The 17,122-nt window shown below is 63.0% G+C and carries 20 protein-coding genes and 4 tRNA genes; 20 read left to right on the forward strand and 4 right to left on the reverse strand.

Annotation, left to right across the window (positions count from 1 at the left end):
- Positions 1–29: 29 nt before the first annotated feature.
- The 3 genes from ABDK11_RS06945 to ABDK11_RS06955 all read left to right on the forward strand — a co-directional run bounded on the left by ABDK11_RS06945 (position 30) and on the right by ABDK11_RS06955 (position 1,774).
- On the forward strand, positions 30–839 hold the full coding sequence (locus tag ABDK11_RS06945; RefSeq protein ID WP_346839572.1) for a methyltransferase: 810 nt from the start codon (positions 30–32) through the stop codon (positions 837–839).
- 73 nt (positions 840–912) lie between these two features.
- Positions 913–1,137: a YheU family protein gene (locus ABDK11_RS06950; RefSeq protein WP_346839573.1), complete on the forward strand. Its 225-nt coding sequence runs from the start codon at positions 913–915 to the stop codon at positions 1,135–1,137.
- Positions 1,130–1,774: an alpha/beta family hydrolase gene (locus ABDK11_RS06955; RefSeq protein ID WP_346839574.1), complete on the forward strand. Its 645-nt coding sequence runs from the start codon at positions 1,130–1,132 to the stop codon at positions 1,772–1,774. The genes ABDK11_RS06950 and ABDK11_RS06955 overlap by 8 nt, the downstream gene beginning before the upstream one ends.
- Here the strand turns inward: ABDK11_RS06955 and ABDK11_RS06960 are convergent.
- Entirely contained in the window at positions 1,749–2,036 is a 288-nt protein-coding gene (locus tag ABDK11_RS06960; protein WP_346839575.1) for an antibiotic biosynthesis monooxygenase, read from the reverse strand. The two genes, ABDK11_RS06955 and ABDK11_RS06960, sit on opposite strands and share 26 nt — an antisense overlap.
- 160 nt (positions 2,037–2,196) lie before the next feature.
- On the opposite strand from ABDK11_RS06960, the gene tusA reads away from it, so the two are divergent.
- Positions 2,197–2,430: a sulfurtransferase TusA gene (gene tusA, locus ABDK11_RS06965; protein WP_346839576.1), complete on the forward strand. Its 234-nt coding sequence runs from the start codon at positions 2,197–2,199 to the stop codon at positions 2,428–2,430.
- A gap of 91 nt (positions 2,431–2,521) precedes the next feature.
- Here tusA and ABDK11_RS06970 read toward each other — a convergent pair whose 3' ends face one another.
- Positions 2,522–3,208 carry a hypothetical protein gene (locus tag ABDK11_RS06970; RefSeq protein ID WP_346839577.1) on the reverse strand — a complete coding sequence of 229 codons (687 nt, stop codon included), beginning with the start codon at positions 3,206–3,208 and terminating at the stop codon, positions 2,522–2,524.
- 339 nt (positions 3,209–3,547) lie between these two features.
- Here ABDK11_RS06970 and ABDK11_RS06975 point away from each other — a divergent pair, with 339 nt between their 5' ends.
- From ABDK11_RS06975 to ABDK11_RS06995, 5 genes are read left to right on the forward strand one after another with little or no spacing between them, the layout of a single operon-like run.
- Positions 3,548–4,123 carry an elongation factor P hydroxylase gene (locus tag ABDK11_RS06975; RefSeq protein ID WP_346839578.1) on the forward strand — a complete coding sequence of 192 codons (576 nt, stop codon included), beginning with the start codon at positions 3,548–3,550 and terminating at the stop codon, positions 4,121–4,123.
- Complete coding sequence (locus ABDK11_RS06980; RefSeq protein WP_346839579.1) at positions 4,120–5,049, forward strand: 5'-3' exonuclease H3TH domain-containing protein; 930 nt, start codon at positions 4,120–4,122, stop codon at positions 5,047–5,049. The genes ABDK11_RS06975 and ABDK11_RS06980 overlap by 4 nt, the downstream gene beginning before the upstream one ends.
- 2 nt (positions 5,050–5,051) lie before the next feature.
- Complete coding sequence (locus ABDK11_RS06985) at positions 5,052–6,182, forward strand: 4-phosphoerythronate dehydrogenase (RefSeq protein WP_346839580.1); 1,131 nt, start codon at positions 5,052–5,054, stop codon at positions 6,180–6,182.
- Positions 6,179–7,315, forward strand: coding sequence for an ATP-NAD kinase family protein (locus ABDK11_RS06990; protein ID WP_346839581.1), 1,137 nt, complete (start codon positions 6,179–6,181; stop codon positions 7,313–7,315). The genes ABDK11_RS06985 and ABDK11_RS06990 overlap by 4 nt, the downstream gene beginning before the upstream one ends.
- Before the next feature lie 6 nt (positions 7,316–7,321).
- The gene (locus ABDK11_RS06995; protein WP_346839582.1) at positions 7,322–8,260 is read left to right on the forward strand and encodes a class I SAM-dependent methyltransferase; all 939 of its coding nucleotides are present in this window, start codon (positions 7,322–7,324) and stop codon (positions 8,258–8,260) included.
- Between the two features lie 194 nt (positions 8,261–8,454).
- Here ABDK11_RS06995 and ABDK11_RS07000 read toward each other — a convergent pair whose 3' ends face one another.
- Positions 8,455–8,853: a hypothetical protein gene (locus ABDK11_RS07000; RefSeq protein ID WP_346839583.1), complete on the reverse strand. Its 399-nt coding sequence runs from the start codon at positions 8,851–8,853 to the stop codon at positions 8,455–8,457.
- A 23-nt stretch (positions 8,854–8,876) separates the two neighbouring features.
- Positions 8,877–10,091, reverse strand: coding sequence for a pyridoxal phosphate-dependent aminotransferase (locus tag ABDK11_RS07005; protein WP_346839584.1), 1,215 nt, complete (start codon positions 10,089–10,091; stop codon positions 8,877–8,879).
- A 124-nt stretch (positions 10,092–10,215) separates the two neighbouring features.
- Here ABDK11_RS07005 and msrB point away from each other — a divergent pair, with 124 nt between their 5' ends.
- From msrB to ABDK11_RS07060, 11 genes are all read left to right on the forward strand, one after another.
- Complete coding sequence (gene msrB / locus ABDK11_RS07010; protein ID WP_346839585.1) at positions 10,216–10,638, forward strand: peptide-methionine (R)-S-oxide reductase MsrB; 423 nt, start codon at positions 10,216–10,218, stop codon at positions 10,636–10,638.
- Positions 10,638–11,399: a DUF1499 domain-containing protein gene (locus ABDK11_RS07015; protein ID WP_346839586.1), complete on the forward strand. Its 762-nt coding sequence runs from the start codon at positions 10,638–10,640 to the stop codon at positions 11,397–11,399. Before msrB ends, ABDK11_RS07015 begins: the two co-directional genes overlap by 1 nt.
- A gap of 173 nt (positions 11,400–11,572) precedes the next feature.
- Positions 11,573–11,648 (forward strand) — tRNA-Glu (locus ABDK11_RS07020).
- Position 11,649: 1 nt separating this feature from the next.
- A tRNA-Gly gene (locus ABDK11_RS07025) sits at positions 11,650–11,725 on the forward strand.
- Positions 11,726–11,839: 114 nt separating this feature from the next.
- Positions 11,840–11,915, forward strand: a tRNA-Glu gene (locus ABDK11_RS07030).
- A 41-nt stretch (positions 11,916–11,956) separates the two neighbouring features.
- Positions 11,957–12,032: transfer RNA gene (locus ABDK11_RS07035), tRNA-Gly, on the forward strand.
- 345 nt (positions 12,033–12,377) lie between these two features.
- Complete coding sequence (locus ABDK11_RS07040) at positions 12,378–13,310, forward strand: ABC transporter ATP-binding protein (RefSeq protein WP_346839587.1); 933 nt, start codon at positions 12,378–12,380, stop codon at positions 13,308–13,310.
- Positions 13,307–14,080 (forward strand): ABC transporter permease, encoded by a 774-nt coding sequence (locus tag ABDK11_RS07045; protein WP_346839588.1) that lies wholly within the window; start codon positions 13,307–13,309, stop codon positions 14,078–14,080. The genes ABDK11_RS07040 and ABDK11_RS07045 overlap by 4 nt, the downstream gene beginning before the upstream one ends.
- A gap of 80 nt (positions 14,081–14,160) precedes the next feature.
- Positions 14,161–14,991: an NADPH-dependent 7-cyano-7-deazaguanine reductase QueF gene (queF, locus tag ABDK11_RS07050; RefSeq protein ID WP_346839589.1), complete on the forward strand. Its 831-nt coding sequence runs from the start codon at positions 14,161–14,163 to the stop codon at positions 14,989–14,991.
- 121 nt (positions 14,992–15,112) lie between these two features.
- The gene (locus ABDK11_RS07055) at positions 15,113–15,637 is read left to right on the forward strand and encodes a DUF308 domain-containing protein (RefSeq protein WP_346839590.1); all 525 of its coding nucleotides are present in this window, start codon (positions 15,113–15,115) and stop codon (positions 15,635–15,637) included.
- Between the two features lie 94 nt (positions 15,638–15,731).
- The gene (locus ABDK11_RS07060) at positions 15,732–17,117 is read left to right on the forward strand and encodes an alpha/beta fold hydrolase (protein WP_346839591.1); all 1,386 of its coding nucleotides are present in this window, start codon (positions 15,732–15,734) and stop codon (positions 17,115–17,117) included.
- The last annotated feature ends 5 nt before the right edge of the window (positions 17,118–17,122 follow it).

Raw genomic sequence — 17,122 nt, forward strand, 5'->3', positions numbered from 1 at the left:
CCATCAAACGATAACAACCGGGAGTGTCTATGAAATTCAGGAATCTACTGGCGGTTCTGGCCGCCACCGCGGTATTTGCCGGCACGGCGCAGGCCGCGGATCTCGACACCGTGCTCAAGGGCGACCAGCGCGAGAAAGCCAACGCGGCGCGCGACCAGTACCGGCATCCGGCGCAGACGCTGGAATTTATGGGTATTCGCCCGGATATGAGCGTGGTGGAAATCTGGCCGGGCGGCGGCTGGTACACCGAAATTCTCGCGCCTTACCTGCGCGACAAGGGTACCTTCTACGCGGCGCATTTCCCCGCAGATACCCAGTCCGATTACTACCGCAAGTCCCGCCAGCGCTTCGAGAAGAAGCTGGCCGCGGACCAGGCGGACTACGGCAAGGTCAAGCTCACCGAATTCGACCCCGCCGGCGGCAGCGAGATTGCCCCGGCGGCTTCCGCCGACGCGGTGCTGACGTTCCGCAACGTGCACAACTGGATGTCCAGTGGCAATGAGGAGAACGCCTTCAAGCAGTTTTACGCCGCATTGAAACCCGGTGGTGTGCTGGGCGTGGTGGAGCACCGCGCCAAGCCGGGCACCAGCCGCGAGGATATGATCAAAAGCGGCTACGTGAGCCAGGACTATCTGATCGCGCTGGCGGAGAAGGCGGGTTTCAAACTGGAGAAGACCAGTGAGATCAACGCCAACCCGAAAGACACCGCCAAGCACCCGAAAGGCGTCTGGACCCTGCCGCCGACACTGGCGCTCGGCGACGAGGACAAGGGCAAGTACCAGGCCATCGGCGAGAGCGACCGCATGACCCTGCTGTTCAGCAAGCCCGCGACAAAATAGCCGCTCGGCCGGCCGGAGCGTAGAATGCCTGCCTCCGGCCACCCGATTTTCTACCTTTCGAAGTCACAGAAGTATGCGCATCCCCCACCACCAGCTCGATTCCGAAACCCTGCAGAACCTGCTCGAGGAGTACGCCACCCGCGACGGCACCGATTACGGTGAGCGCGAGGTAAGCCTCGCGGACAAGGTCGCCAGTCTGCGCCGCCAGCTGCAATCCGGCGAAGTGGTGATCTGGTTCGAGGAGAGCGAGCAGTCGGTCAATCTGCTGCTGGCAGAGGACCTGCCCGACGATGCCTGAGCATCTCGTCGATAGCCCCGCAGCCGCGCCGCGGGCGCGCTTCCTGTTCGCGCACGGTGCCGGCGCGCCGATGGACAGCGACTTTATGGCCGCCATCAGCGCCGGCCTGTGTGCCGCGGGTATCGAGGTGGTGCGCTTCGAGTTTCCGTATATGGCCGAGCGGCGCCACGGCGGATCGCGCCGCCCGCCGAACCCGGTGCCGCAGCTGCTGGACGCGTTTCGCGGCGAAGTCGAGCGCTTTACCGCTGATGCGCTGCCGCTGTTTATCGGCGGCAAATCCATGGGCGGCCGCGCCGCCAGCCTGCTGGCGCGGGAGCTGCATATGAGTGGTGCGGTGCAGGGGCTGGTGTGCTTCGGCTACCCGTTCCATCCGCGCGGCAAGCCGGAGCGGTTGCGTACCGAGCACCTGTACACGCTGGCGTGCCCGACGCTGATCGTGCAGGGCAGTCGCGATCCGCTCGGCAATCGCGCGGAAGTGGACAGCTACCAGCTGCCAGAGGACATTCAGTGGGCGTGGCTGGAGGACGGCGATCACGACCTGAAGCCGCGGCGCGCCAGCGGCCACACCCGGGCCGAGCACTGGCAGAGTGCGGTGGATGCCGCGGCGGGGTTTATTCTGCCGTTTGCAGGATCGTAATGCGCTCTTCGTCGGCGAGCATCGGGCTCAGCTGGGCCAGCTGGGCGCGGCGCTCCTCGCTGGTGTACCAGTGCTCCCACTGGTCGACGGTCTGCCACTTGGACAGGGTAAAGCGGCGCAGCGGGTTGTCTTTTTCGGTGTAGGTCTGGCCGTCGACAAATCCCACGGTGCGGTAGGCATTGTTGAGCAGCTTGCGCGCGGCCTCTTCGTAGGCTGTCATTTTGTCCGCGGCGATTTCCCTTTCAATCAATACGTAAATCATCTTTTACTCTTGAATTACCGATACTCTTGAATTACCAGTCACTGCGTCGATTCTAGCGCGACTGGTATGGCGGTCGAAATATCGGCAATGCGGTATTTTGGCCGACTGGTCAGGCAAAGTTGCAGGTGACGGTCGAGAGGAAAAGCCGGACAATGGCGCCATGAAGTCTGAACATACCCTCGATGCCCGCGGCCTGCTGTGCCCGGAACCCGTCATGATGCTGCATGCCGCCGTGCGCAAGCTGGCCCCCGGCGAGGTGCTGCAGCTGCTCGCGACTGATCCCTCCACCCAGCGGGACGTACCCAAGTTCTGCCAGTTTCTCGGTTACGAGCTGGTGCAACACGCCGAAGCGGACGATGAATTCCATTTCTGGATCCGCAAGGGCGAGGGCTGAGTTGCCGTCCCGGGCCAACCCTGTTTCCCCCAGCGTGTAGGCGACACCGAGGCTGGGGGCGGCCGCCGTACTCGCAGCCGCCCCGCCTCGCTTACGGTGACGTCACCAGCGCCGCAATTGCGGCCAGCGCCTCAGGATCCTCTGACTTGATCTTGTTGGCGATATGGTGCTGGAAGAAGTAGCGAAAATCCTGCGCTTCCTGGGCCGGGTAGAGGCACAGGTCGCCCGGTAATACCGGCGTGGTAACGACGCTGTCGTGGTCGATCAGCATGCCGTGGATCTCACCACTGGCGTGCAGTCGCCAACTGACGACTTCGGTCAGGGTCAGGTTCTCGCGCTGCTCGTCCATAAACACCGCGTGGGTGCCGATGGTATCGGGGATTTCCTGTAAAACTTCCTCGGCCTTGTTACTTTCGTATTCGAAATATTCTGCTGCAGTTTCCAGTTCGACGATCTTGTGGATCGGGGGTTCGTGGAAGATTTCCTCGATACCCGGGTCGTAGTAACCCTCGAAACGCCCATCGAGGGGATCCTTGATATCCGGGCAGGGAACGATGTTGTTGAGCCAGGGGACCAGGCCGACGATCTCGCCGTTGGCTTTGAGGCCCCAACACAGGATTTTGAGACTGTAGAGATCGGAACCGCTGGAGCTGTTGGAGTAGAGCATTTCCAAGCCGTCTAGCTCCGGCGACAGGCGGATAAAGCGCCTGCTCGCAGAAGTTTCGATCGGCTCGCCGGTGAAGAGGTCAACCACGTTGCTGATACTGTGGTCGGTCATGGAGCACCTCCTTGCAGGGCCGGTTGTGGACCGCCTCCACCCAGACGAATGGTGCTTACCGCGGGTGCCAGTTGTCTGGACGAAGACTGGGGCAGGAGGGCGTTTGACTGCTTATTCCCCCCTGCGGGAGACCGGTTTCGGGTTGGCCCTTGCCGGAATCCCTGTCTGTAAAGGTATATGCTGATTTACCGAAATACAACTGGCGCCTTAGATGTGTTGGTTATCTCTGCCGTGGTTTTGCATGACTTTGATCTTATCGGTGGCGTTGCTATAGTCCGCGCCTTTGCGGAACCCCGGCCGCCGTTGCAATCCGGCCCTTGCTGAACCCTGGAGAGCCCCTTGTCTGCCCAGCCCTGTGTAGACCCCGAAGCTGTCGCCAGCCCCTCGAGTGCGCGCATTGCCGCGGTTTTCGATCGCTGTTTCAGTGCCGACCTGAATACGCGTCTTGTCGGCGGCTTCGAGGAGCCCTACTACCGGCCGGCCGGGCACGAGTACCCCTATCACCGGGTGGAATTTACCCGTGATTACCCCGCCAGCGCCCTGCACGAGGCGGCGCACTGGTGTGTGGCCGGTGAGGCCCGGCGCCAGCTGCCGGATTACGGCTACTGGTATGCACCGGACGGACGCTCCGCCGCCCAGCAAGCCGAGTTCGAGCGGGTAGAGGTCAGGCCCCAGGCGCTGGAATGGCTGTTCGCGCGGGCCTGCGGCCTGCGCTTCCGGGTCAGTGCCGACAACCTGGGCAGTGACTTCGGCCCCAGCGATGCGTTCAAGGAGACCATCTGGCGCCAGGTGCGCCGCTACTGCCGCGACGGTGTCAACGCCCGCGCGCGCGCCTTCGCTCTGGCGCTGGCGCGGGAGTTCGAGCGCCCCGATCCGCTCTGTGCCGATCTCTACCAGCGGGCGGACCTCGCGTGACCGCAGTGGCCCTCGATCCGCGCGCGCCGCTGCTGGTGGACGCGTCCATCTATATCTTCCGCTACTACTTTGCCCTGCCGCCCAACTGGAGTAGCCGCAGCGGCTATGACACCGAGGCGGTATACGGTTTCAGCAACTTCCTGCTCGACCTGCTGGCGCGCCGTCCGCGGCGTATTGCCTGCGCCTTTGACGAATCCCTGGGCAGCTGTTTCCGCAACGAACTCTACCCGGACTACAAGTGCAGCCGCGCATTGCCGGACGAGGCGCTGGCCTACCAGCTGGCAGCCTGCCGCGAGATGGCCGAGGCGCTGGGGATCGCCAGCTACACCAGCGAGCGCTTCGAGGCGGACGACATTCTCGCCGCGTTGACGCGGCTGTGCGTGGATCTGGGCCCGGTGATCGTCAGTCGCGACAAGGACCTGGGCCAACTGCTGGACCGCGGTGCGGTATCCCTGTGCGACTTTGCAGGGGGCGGGGCCGCCGACAAACATCTGGATGCCGCGGCGATTCGCGGCAAGTTCGGTGTCGAGCCGCGCCAGATCGCCGATTTTCTGGCTCTGGTCGGTGACACCAGTGACGATATTCCCGGCGTGCCTGGGGTCGGTCCCAAGACTGCCGCGGGACTGCTGGCAGCATTCCCTAACGTGGAGGATCTGCTCGCCGATCCCGCGCGGGTCGCCGGCCTGCCGCTGCGCGGCGCCAAGGGGCTGGCGACCAAGCTGGCCGAATATGCCGGGCAGATTGCGCTGGCCAAGCAGCTGGCCCGGCTGCACGAGGACGTGGACCTGGCCATCGCCGCCGAGGACCTCGACTGGCGCGGTGCGGACATCGATGTCGCGCAGGCGCTGGCGGACGAATTCGGCATCGGCGGCCTGAAAGCTAAAATCGAGCGGGTGCTGAGCCCGCTAACCCTGGAGGTGGAGTGACCGTGTCCGGATTGAGAATTGTCGCCGACGAGAATATCCCGGCGCTGGAGGACTACTTCGGTGATCTCGGCACCCTGGTGCGGGTGCCGGGGCGCAACCTGCAGCGCGAACAGCTGCTGGATGCCGACGTACTGCTGGTGCGCTCGGTGACCCGCGTCAACGCCGCGCTGCTGGCCGGCACCCCGGTGCGCTTTGTCGGCAGCTGCACCATCGGCACCGACCACCTGGATACCGGCTGGCTGGAGGCGCAGGGCATTCCTTGGAGCGCCGCGCCCGGCTGCAATGCCAACTCGGTGGTCGAGTATGTGTTCTGTGCACTGGCGGCGCTGGACATCGACTGGCGCGGCAAGTCCTTCGGTATTGTCGGCTGTGGCAATGTCGGCGGCCTGTTGCAGCAGCGTCTGCATGCGCTCGACATCGACTGCGCCATCTACGACCCCTGGCTGCCGGACAATCCGGATGCCGCCGCCCTGGCAACGGTGCTGGCGCAGGATGTGATCTGCCTGCACGCGCCGCTGGTAAAAGACGGCCCGCATCCGAGCCGCCATCTGATTGGCCGCGCACAGTTGGAACAGATTAAAGACGACGCCACGCTGATCAGCGCCGGCCGCGGCGCGGTGGTGGACTGCACGGCGCTGCGCGACCTTTTGCGTGCCGGCAAGCGCTTTACCACCGTACTCGACGTGTGGGAAAACGAGCCGGATATCGACACCGGATTGCTCGAACTGGTCGATCTCGGCACGCCGCACATCGCCGGCTACAGCCTCGATGGCAAGCTGGCCGGCACGCGCATGATCCGCGCGGCACTGTCGGCGGCGCTGTCACTGCCCGATCACAGCGACGCGGCGGCCGGTGGCGGTGTTAAGAGCGGGCGGACCGAACTGCTGTCGCGGCCGACGGTCGCGCCGACTGCGTTCGCCGCGATGGCCGAGCTGCTGCTGCAGATCTATGATCCCCGCGCCGACGACCGCCGCCTGCGCGAAGCTGCCACAGGCGCGCAGCCGATGGCGCAGGCCTTCGACCGGCTGCGGCGCGAATATCCGGAACGGCTGGAGCTCTCCCACTATTCGCTCGACGCCACCACGTTGGACACAGCGTTGCGGCAGCAGCTGGCCGCGCTGGGGTTGCAGTGAACATCAAGAAACTCGGACTGATCGTCAATCCCTGGGCCGGCGTCGGCGGCCCGGCGGGACTCAAGGGCAGCGACGGCGCCGACACGGTGGAGCAGGCGCTGGCGGCCGGCGTCGAGCCGCAGGCGCAGCAGCGCGCGGCCGTGGCCCTGGCGGCCCTGCAACCCTTTGCCGGTCAGCTGGAGATCCTCTGTTTCGGCGGCAGTATGGGGGCGCTGGTTGCCGAAGAGTGCGGCCTGCGCACCCGGGTCGTCGGCGAAGCTGCCTCGGAACCATCGACACCGGCAGACAGCGAGCGCGCCGCCGCGGCGATCCGCGCCGCCGGCGCCGACCTGATTGTGTTCGTCGGTGGCGACGGCACCGCACGCAATATGGTCAACGCACTGGGTGGCGAATGCCCGGTACTGGGTATTCCCGCCGGAGTGAAGATGCACTCCGCCTGTTTCGCCATTTCGCCCAAAGCCGCTGGTGAAGTGCTGCGGCGGCTGCTGGCCGGCGAGCTGGTGGACCTGCGTGAGCACGAGGTGCGTGATATCGACGAAAAGTCCTTCCGCGAGGGGCGGGTGAGTACCCGCTACTACGGCGAGCTACTGGTGCCGGAGGAGGGCCACTTTGTGCAGGCGGTAAAAAATGCCGGGCGCGAAGTGGAGGAGCTGGCCGTGGCCGATATCGCCGCGAAGGTGGTCGAGGACCTGGAACCGGACACCCTCTATATCGTCGGCCCCGGCTCCACCACGCTGGCGGTATTGAACGAGTTGGGGTGCGAGGGGACGCTGCTCGGCGTCGACCTGCTGCGGGATGGCGCACTGACGGCGACGGACGTGGGTGCGCGGGAGATCGAACAGGCGATCGCCGCACACGACGGTCCGGCGAAAATCATCCTCACCGCCATCGGCGGTCAGGGACACCTGATCGGCCGCGGCAACCAGCAGTTTTCGCCAACGGTGCTGCGCGCGGTGGGCCGCGACAACCTGATCGTGGTCGCCACCAAAACCAAAATGACCGAGCTCGGCGGTCGCCCGCTGCTGGTAGACAGCGGCGATGCCGAGCTCGATGCACAATGGAGCGGTTTTATTCGCGTAGTCACCGGCTATCGCGATGCCATCCTGTATCCGCTCAGCAACGGGGATTTGTAAACGAAGATGTCGACAGACTGGAGTGGCCTGCTACAGCAGGTGCAAAGCAAGCTCGAACGCGACGGCGACAACCATGACAGCCGCCGCCTGTTTCACGGCCGCGGCCGCACTTTTCCCGGGCTGGAGCAGGTGTGTGTGGATCGCTTCTACCCGGCGCTGCTGGTGACCCTGTTCGAGGAGTATGCCGGCGAGGAACAGCTGGCTGCACAGCTGTGGGCGCTGGTCGAGCCGCGCGGTTATACCGGTGTCGCGGTACAGCGCCGCTACCAGCCCGGCGCGCCGATTACCTGGCCCTGTGGCGCGCCGGTGGCCGAGCCGCACGCGCGCCGCGGCGCGCTGCGTTTTCCGCTCACGTTCGAGCGGCAGAATGTGGGTTTCTTCCTCGATATCGAGCCGGGGCGCCAATGGCTGGAGCAGCAGGTGCGCGCGCACGCCGAGTGCGAAAACCTGAAGCTTTTGAACCTGTTCGCGTTTACCTGCGCGTTTTCGGTCGTGGCGCGCGCCGCCGGCGAGCTGGAAGTGACCAATATCGATGTGAACCGCGGCGTGCTGAACCGCGGCCGCGAAAACCACCAGGCCAATGATCTGCCCTTGAAGGGCATCAAGTTCCTGCAGCTGGACGCGCTGCGCGAGTTCAAGCGCTTTGACCGCCGCGGTCCGTTTCAGCTGGCGGTGGTGGACCCGCCCACGCGCCAGAAGGGGCGCTTCGATGTCAGTGAGAATTACGGCAAGCTGCTGAAACTGCTGCCGGCGTGCCTGGCGGACGAGGCCGAAGTGCTGGTGGTGATGAACTCACCGCGCCACAGCGAAGCGCATTTCCGCGCGCTGATCGAGGAGGCGGATATCCGCTTTGAGGTGGTCGCGCGATTGCCGCAGAGTCCGGATTTCCCCGACCAGGACCCGGATGCGGCGTTGAAGATGTTGCATGTGCGGTTTCGGCGGTAAGTGTCTGTAGGCATGATAGTGCCGGTGATCTGGCCGGGCGAACACAAGGTTCGCCCCTACAGAATGTGTGCAGAGAAAAAAGGAATTTCAGCGCTCACGTAGCGCTGTAGGCACTGCAGGTGATCAACAGTTCAAAATCAGATCCGTAGGGGCGGACCTTGTGTCCGCCTGCGCGGGCCGAAAGGCCCGCCAGGCTACAAGGCAGCAAACCGCTGCATCAATCCTTCCATCAATTCCTGCAGCTGCGGCGAGGAGCCGTTGCGCACCGCTTCGTTGAGCCTGTGCGCACTGCTCTCGCCAGCGTCGTTCTTGCCCACCAGCAACAGAAAGCCGCGGTGGCTCAGCACCGCTTCTTCCACCGCTTCCTGGCGCACCAGCTGGGTGAAGTGGATGTAGCCGCTCTGTTTGAGCCAGCTGATGGCGCCGAGGCAGGCCAGGTGGCGCGGTGAGTGCAGGCCGAACTCGTCCGGCGTGTCCGGGCCGGCGATATCCTCCACATATACCGTGGCCGGCGCCGGGAACTGGTTGAACAGCGCCAGCAGCGTGCGGCCGGCGTCGCGGTAGAAGTCGTTGATGTGCAGGTCGTCCAGCATGTCTGCAGTCGGTCTTGTCCGTTTTATTGTGAGTAGCGTTCGAGGAATTCGCCCAGGCGGGCGACCGCGTGGGCCAGGTCGTCCGCGCGGGGCAGGAACACGATGCGCAGGTGGTCGGGCGCGTCCCAGTGGAAGGCGCTGCCCTGCACCAGCAGGATCTTTTCCTGGCGCAGAAAATCCAGCACCAGTTTCTCGTCGTTTTCTATCCTGTGGTGATCCAGGTGCAGTTTCGGGAACAGGTAGATGGCGCCGCTGGGCTTGACGCAGCTGACGCCGGGAATGTCGTTCAGCATGCCGCAGGCCAGGTCGCGCTGCTGGCGCAGGCGGCCGCCGGGCAGTACCAGGTCGTTGATACTCTGGTAGCCGCCGAGCGCCGTCTGCACGGCGAACATGGCCGGCACATTGCCGCACAGGCGCATGGACGAGAGGATATCCATGCCCTCGATAAAGCCGCGCGCGCGGTGCTTGGCGCCGCTGACAATCATCCAGCCGGAGCGGAAACCCGCCAGCCGGTAGGATTTCGACAGGCCATTGAAACTCAGGCACAGCACGTCGTCGGCCAGCTTGGCCATGGGGGTGAATTCGGCGTCGTCGTAGAGGATCTTGCTGTAGATCTCGTCGGCGAAGATCACCAGGTTGTGCTGGCGTGCGAGCTCGACAATCTCCTCCAGCAGCGCGCGCGGGTAGACGGCGCCGGTGGGGTTATTGGGGTTGATGACTACAATACCGCGGGTGCGGGGCGTAATCTTGGCCTTGATATCGTCGATATCCGGCAGCCAGTCGGCCTGCTCGTCGCAGCGGTAGAGTACTGGGTTGGCGCCGGTGAGGTTGGTCGCCGCCATCCACAGCGGGTAGTTGGGCATCGGCAGCAGCAGTTCGTCGCCGGTGTTCAGCAGCGCCTGGGTGGCCATGGTGATCAGCTCGGAGACACCATTGCCGAGATAGATATCGTCAATGTCCACGCCGGGAATGCCGAGCAGCTGGCACTCCTGCATGATTGCCTTGCGTGCCGCGAACAGGCCTTTGGATTCCACATAGCCCTGCGCGTGGGCCAGATTTTGAATCACATCCTGGAGGATTTCGTCCGGGGCGTCGAAACCGAAGGGGGCCGGGTTGCCGATATTCAGTTTCAGAATGCGGTGGCCTTCCTCTTCCATGCGGTTGGCCTGCGCCATCACCGGGCCGCGAATTTCATAACAGACGCCGTGCAGCTTTTCCGATTTGTGGAACTCATTCATGATGGCTGTGCTAATCCTCGGGGCACTGTTGTAGGGCGAACGGGCTGGGAGAGACGGGGAATCCTATCGCGGCCGCTCCACACCTTCGGTCCTACAGGAGCTGAGTGGAAACAGGAAGGAGAGTATGTCAAAAGAAAAAGACGATAACTACTGGCGCGACAAGCTCACGCCGGAAGAATTTCACGTTTGCCGCGAGGGGGGCACCGAGCGCCCGTTCAGTGGCGAGCACTGGAATACGTTTGAAGACGGCGCCTACCGCTGTCGCTGTTGCGGCGAAGTGCTGTTCGAGTCGGAGTCCAAGTTCGACGCCGGCTGTGGCTGGCCCAGTTTCGACGCTGAAGCCCGGGAGGGGGTGGTGGAAGAGCACCAGGACAACAGTCTCGGAATGCAGCGTACAGAAATCGTCTGTGCCAATTGTGGCTGTCATCTGGGGCATGTATTCCCCGATGGCCCCACCGACACCGGATTGCGCTATTGCGTCAATTCCCTGTCGGTAACGCTGGATCCCGAGGATAGCAATGAACATGGCGAAGGGGAGGGCGGCTGATGCGGCCAACGCGCTGGAGTCACTGGAGCCGCTGGCTGCTGCGTGTGCAGTGGCTGTTGCTGGCGGCCATCTTTATTGCCGGGCTGGCTTTGCGCCTGGGGTTGATGGATTACCGCCCGGTGTTTCAGGTGTTCAAGTTCGCCGGCCTGGGGGCCGTTGGCGTGGCGCTGTTGAGCATGCTGGTGTTCATGTGGGGGCTGGTAAAGCGCCACCCGGACAGCCGCCGCAACGCGCTGTGGGCGATGGTACTGGGCCTGCTGCCGGTGGCGGTGCCATTGCTGACCGTCGGCCGCGACAATTTCGATGTGCCGCGGATTCACGATATCACCACCGACCTGCGCAATCCGCCCAAGTACGAGGCGGTGCTATCGCTGCGCAAGAAGACCGATAACTCCGCCACCTATGGCGGTGAAGCGGTGGCCCGGGAGCAGCGGGAGGCAGATATCTACGCGGATATCCATCCGCTGGAGCTGGCCATGCCGGTAGACAAGGCGACCAGGCTTGCCGCTGCGGTCGCCCACAGCCTGGGCTGGCGGGTAGTGTCCCTGCAGCCCGCGCGCGGGCATCTGGAGGCGGTCGACCGCACCCGCTTGCTGGGATTCAGTGATGACGTGGTGGTCAGGGTGTCCGCCGAGAAGGGTGGCTCGCGGGTGGATATCCGCTCCAGTTCCCGGGTCGGAATCAGTGACCTGGGGGCCAACGCGAGGCGCATCCGTAAATTCCTGACCGAAATGCAGGCGCAGTCACATGAGGTGGAATAGGGCGCCTGTTCGAAAAAGCACCAGTTTTGTAAGTGCCTGACTATAAAAGAAAAAAACCAAAAAAAGTTTCGACATGGGTGTTGACAGGTCCCCGGGTGCTCCATAGAATGCGCCCCACTTCTGAAGCAGCAGCGATCTTAAAGACGCCAAGCAACGCAAACGAAGTCGTCCGGGTCCCCTTCGTCTAGAGGCCTAGGACACCGCCCTTTCACGGCGGTAACAGGGGTTCGACTCCCCTAGGGGACGCCACGCGGGAATAGCTCAGTTGGTAGAGCGCAACCTTGCCAAGGTTGAGGTCGCCGGTTCGAACCCGGTTTCCCGCTCCAATTTCATGCTCTTTGTAGGGAGACAGCTACAGAGAGTAGCTAGAAAAATTTTTCTAGCGAAGCCACACTCAGTGTGGCAGCATTAGGCCCCTCGGAGCCGAGTGCAAGTTTTCTGTCCCCATCGTCTAGAGGCCTAGGACACCGCCCTTTCACGGCGGTAACAGGGGTTCGACTCCCCTTGGGGATACCAATACGACCCGGCAGCATGTGCTGCCAGGTCTGCCTGAAAAGGCGGGAATAGCTCAGTTGGTAGAGCGCAACCTTGCCAAGGTTGAGGTCGCCGGTTCGAACCCGGTTTCCCGCTCCAATTAATAAAGCCGCTCAATGAGCGGCTTTTTTTTTCGCGGGTTTTACCTTTTACCCCACTGGCAGGTACGTCGCATACCGGCCCGGTCGCCGGGGGCGGTTCGCGACGCTCACCGCAGCATCTGAACCCCCAGTCCCGCGCCGGTTGAAATCAACCGCGCAAGCGCGTTGAATAGCGCCTTCCAAAACAGGAGACAGTAATGGACACCCCTATAAATCTGCTGCGCGTGCGCCTGGCGGTGGCCGGCGGTGCTCAGAATGCTCATGTACTGCGAGTACACTCCGCTTCTTCCGCTCCGGCGGACACCACCCATCACCCGCTCGCTGCGATTTCTCGAGGTGTCCAATGACTGCCGCGCTCTCCATCCAGAACCTACAGAAAACCTACGACAACGGCTTCCAGGCACTGAAGGGCATCAGCTTCGATGTGCAGCCGGGGGACTTCTTCGCCCTGCTCGGCCCCAATGGTGCCGGCAAGTCCACCACTATCGGCATCATCTGCTCGCTGGTGCGTAAGACTGGCGGCAATGTCTCTATCTTCGGTGTCGATATCGACCAGGACTTCCCCAAGGCCAAGCAGCTGCTCGGTGTGGTGCCGCAGGAGTTCAATTTCAGCCAGTTCGAGAAAGTGTTCGATATCGTCGCGACCCAGGGTGGTTTCTATGGCATGCCGCGCGCGCTCGCCGAGGAGCGCACCGAGAAATACCTGAAGCAGCTGGGCCTGTGGGACAAGCGCAGCACCCAGGCGCGTATGCTGTCCGGCGGTATGAAGCGCCGGCTGATGATTGCGCGCGCGCTGATTCACGAACCCCAGCTGCTGATCCTGGATGAGCCCACAGCGGGCGTGGATATCGAACTGCGCCGCTCCATGTGGACCTTCCTGCAGGAGATCAACGCAAAGGGCACCACCATTATCCTGACCACCCACTACCTGGAAGAAGCGGAGAGCCTGTGCCGCAATATCGCCATCATCGATAAGGGCGATATTGTCGAGAACACCTCGATCAAGTCACTGCTCAAAACCCTGAGTCGCGAAACCTTTATTCTCGATACCGCGGATACCCTCGATGGCGCGCCGGATTTCGGCAACTTCAGTGGCCGCCAGCTGGATGAGCACAGTCTCGAGGTGACGGTGGAGAAGGGCCAGTCCCTGAATGAACTGTTCAACCGCCTGGGCGAGCAGGGTATTTCCATTGTGAGTATGCGCAATCGCGCCAACCGGCTGGAGGAGCTGTTCGTCTCCCTGCTGGCGGAGCAGAAGCAGGAGGAAGAACAATGAACAGCAACGCCATCTGGACTTCCTTCAGTACCATTCTGCGCCGCGAAGTACGCCGTTTTACCCGGATCTGGCCGCAGACGCTGGTGCCGCCCGTGATAACCATGTCGCTGTATTTCGTTATCTTCGGTGCCCTGATTGGCAGCCGTATCGGTGATATGGGCGGCTTTTCCTATATGGAATTCGTCGTGCCGGGCCTGATCATGATGTCGGTGATTACCAACTCCTACTCCAACGTGGTGTCGTCCTTCTACAGCGCCAAGTTCCAGCGCAGTGTGGAAGAACTGCTGGTCTCCCCGACACCCAACTGGGTGATCATGGCCGGCTACGTCTTGGGCGGCGTGTCCCGCGGCCTGATCGTGGGGTTTGTCGTCACCCTGATTGCGCTGTTCTTTACCCACCTGCAGGTGCAGCATATCGGCATCACCATCGCCATCGTGTTCATGACGTCGGTGCTGTTCTCGCTGGCCGGGTTTATCAACGCGATCTTTGCCAACAGCTTTGACGATATCTCGATCATTCCGACGTTCGTACTGACGCCGCTGACCTACCTGGGTGGGGTTTTCTATTCCATTCAGCTGCTGTCGCCGTTCTGGCAGGGTCTGTCGAAACTGAACCCTATCCTGTATATGGTGAACGCCTTCCGCTATGGCGTGCTCGGCGTGTCCGATATCAATGTGATCTGGGCCTTCTGCGGCGTGCTGGTATTTATCGCGTTGCTGTCTGCCTGGGGCCTGCACCTGATGCGCCACGGCAAGCGCCTGCGCCACTAAACTGCGTTTGCGCTTCTGCAGGGGCCTGGTGACTGCCAAGGCCCGAAAGGTAATCGTTCATTGTCGAGTGTAAAAATCTGATGAACCGCGAAGATTGGCAGAACCTGCCGCTGGGCAAGGAAACCCGTTACGAATCGGCTTACAACCCGCAGCTGCTGCACCCGATTCCGCGCGCCGTATCCCGCGCGCATCTGGGGATCAGTGGCGATACGCAGCCGTTTTTCGGTCGCGACGACTGGTGGGGCTTCGAGCTGTCGTGGCTGAACCCGAAGGGCCTGCCGCAGGTGGCGGTGGCGCGCTTCGGTTTTCCCGCCAGCAGCCCGCACATGGTGGAGTCCAAGTCCTTCAAGCTGTACCTGAATTCCCTCAACCAGACCCAGTTCGATTCCTGGCCGGTCGTGCGTGAAATCCTGGCGCGGGATCTGGGCGCCGCCGCCGGCGCACCGGTGGCGGTGGAGCTTTACCCGGTGGAGGATCCGGTGCTGGACGTGGCGAAGCCCGCCGGCGTGTGTCTCGACCAGCTCGATATCGAAACCCGCCAGTATCAACCGGATAGCGCATTACTCAAGCTCGCCGACGGCGCCGCGACCGTCAGCGAAACCCTGTACAGTCATCTGCTGCGCAGTAACTGCCCGGTCACCGGCCAGCCGGACTGGGCCACTGTCTGTGTCACCTATACCGGCCCGGCCCTCGATCGCGAGGCCCTGCTGGCCTATATCGTCTCCTTTCGCGAGCACCAGGATTTCCACGAACACTGCGTCGAGCGCATCTTCTGCGATCTGCAGCAACTGGCCGGGTTTGAATCGCTCACGGTCAGCGCGCGCTATACGCGCCGCGGTGGGCTGGATATCAATCCGCTGCGCAGCACGGAAGAGGCGGCTGCGCCGCCGCCGAGGTTCGCGCGCCAGTAATCGCTCCCGCGCAGTCTCCTGCCGGGGCGGCGCGCCCCGGTTTCCACTTCCGTTTGGCGGCCGCCACTATAATCTTTAAAGATTATGGCGTTTGTGGATTCTGCGTAAGCGGGAGGTATCTATGCGAGACGCGGGTTTCGGCGGCAAAGCGATGACCACGCTCGGTATCCTGACGATCATCCTCGGCGGGCTGGCGCTGGTAGCGCCGGGCTTCGCCGGCCTTTCGATCATCATGGCAGTGGGGGTGCTGGTACTGATCGGCGGTATTTTCCGCCTGATCTGGGCATTCCGATCCGGCAGCTTCGGCAAGGGGATGGTCGGCATTGTGCTGGGGTTGCTGACCATCGTGGCGGCAATCCTGATGCTCAGCCATCCCTTGATTCTGGCTCGTACGCTGACGATGCTGCTGGCGCTCTACTTCATCATTGACGGTGTCGTAGAGCTGATTGCCGGGATTCGCGCGGTGCCGGAAAGCGGAAAAATGTGGCTGACACTGAGCGGAATTATCTCCATCCTGCTGGGGATTATTCTGTGGACCCAGTTCCCGTTCTCCGGCAACTGGGTGCTGGGTATCCTGTTCGGCGTAAAACTGATCTTTATCGGTATGACCATTACGGCCGGGGCCAGGCCGGTGCGCGCTTCCTAGTTCGTTGCGGCTGTCCGGGCCGGTATAGCGCCGCGCTCCGATGTGGGTACGACGGCTGATCCGCTTCGTTGCGATATGCGTTGTCGGAATACTGTTGACCCTGTGTGTCGGCCTGGCCGTCTATCTCCAGCGCCTGCCCGATCTGCAGATCTGGCACACGGCAGTGCTGGACGCCGAATACACCAAAGACTCTCCGGTGCAGACGTTCGAGGAATACCAGGCGCTGGAAGACCGACTGTTCGCCCAGCTCGACGAACGGGTTTACAGCCACACCCGGCCCGCCGACCCCGATACGATCAACCGCTACCGGCGCGACAGTCTCGCCGATCCCGCGCGCTGGCCCACCAACTGGAATCGCAGTTTCCTGCTGCAAGCGGAAAATCCCCGCCGCCTGGTGTTGTTGCTGCACGGTTTGACGGATGCGCCTTACAGCCTTCGACACCTGGCGCTGCGATTGCATCGTGCCGGGGCCACGGTGCTGGGGCTGCGTATTCCCGGCCACGGTACCGCGCCGTCGGGGCTGGTGACGGTGACCTGGCAGGATATGGCCGCTGCCGTGCAACTGGCGATGCGCCACCTGCAGAAAATTGGTGCGGGGCGGCCGATCGATATCGTCGGTTACTCCAACGGCGCGGCGCTGGCGGTGCATTATGCGCTCGCCACCATCGACGATCCCGCGCTACCAGAGGTTGCGCACCTGGTATTGCTGTCGCCGGAAATCGGCATCTCCGCGGCGGCCGAGCTCGCGGTGTGGCAGGCGCGCCTGAGCCACCTGCCGGGGCTGAAGAAGCTCGAGTGGAATGCCGTGCACCTGGAATACGAGCCGTTTAAATACGGTTCTTTCGCCATCAATGCGGCCGCATTGTCGTACCGCTTCACCCGTGAGATCCAGCACTGCCTGCGCCGCGACGCAGCCGCGGGCAAGCTGGGCCGGATGCCGCCGATTCTGTCATTTTCATCGGTGATCGACGCTACGGTGGAGGCGCCGGCCGTGGTTACACAGCTGTTCAACCGGCTGCCGCCGGGTGGCCACGAACTGGTGCTGTTTGATTTCAATCGCCAGGCAGGGGTGGAACCGTTGCTCAAGTGGAGTCCCGACGCGATGCTCGAGGCCCTGCGGCAGGCGGATCCCCGCGACTATGCCCTGACCCTGGTCACCAACGTCGACAGTCAGTCACTTGCAGTGACCGCCGTGCACTGGCCCCCGAACCAGAAGTTCGCGACCCGCACACCGCTCGGCTTGAGCTGGCCGCCGGGGATCTATTCCCTGTCTCACGTGGCGCTGCCGTTCGCGCCGGATGACCCGGTGTATGGCGGTTTCCCGCCGGGGCCGGGGCCAGGAATACAGCTCGGCAATCTCGCCTGGCGCGGCGAGCGCGGCGCACTGCAGATCAGCGCCTCGACCCAGCTGCGGCTGCGCTGGAACCCGTTTTATCCGTGGCTGGAGGGTCGTGTGGTGCAGTTCCTGGAACTGGACTGAGCACC

The organism is Microbulbifer sp. SAOS-129_SWC, assembly GCF_039696035.1.
Taxonomy (GTDB): Bacteria; Pseudomonadota; Gammaproteobacteria; order Pseudomonadales; family Cellvibrionaceae; genus Microbulbifer.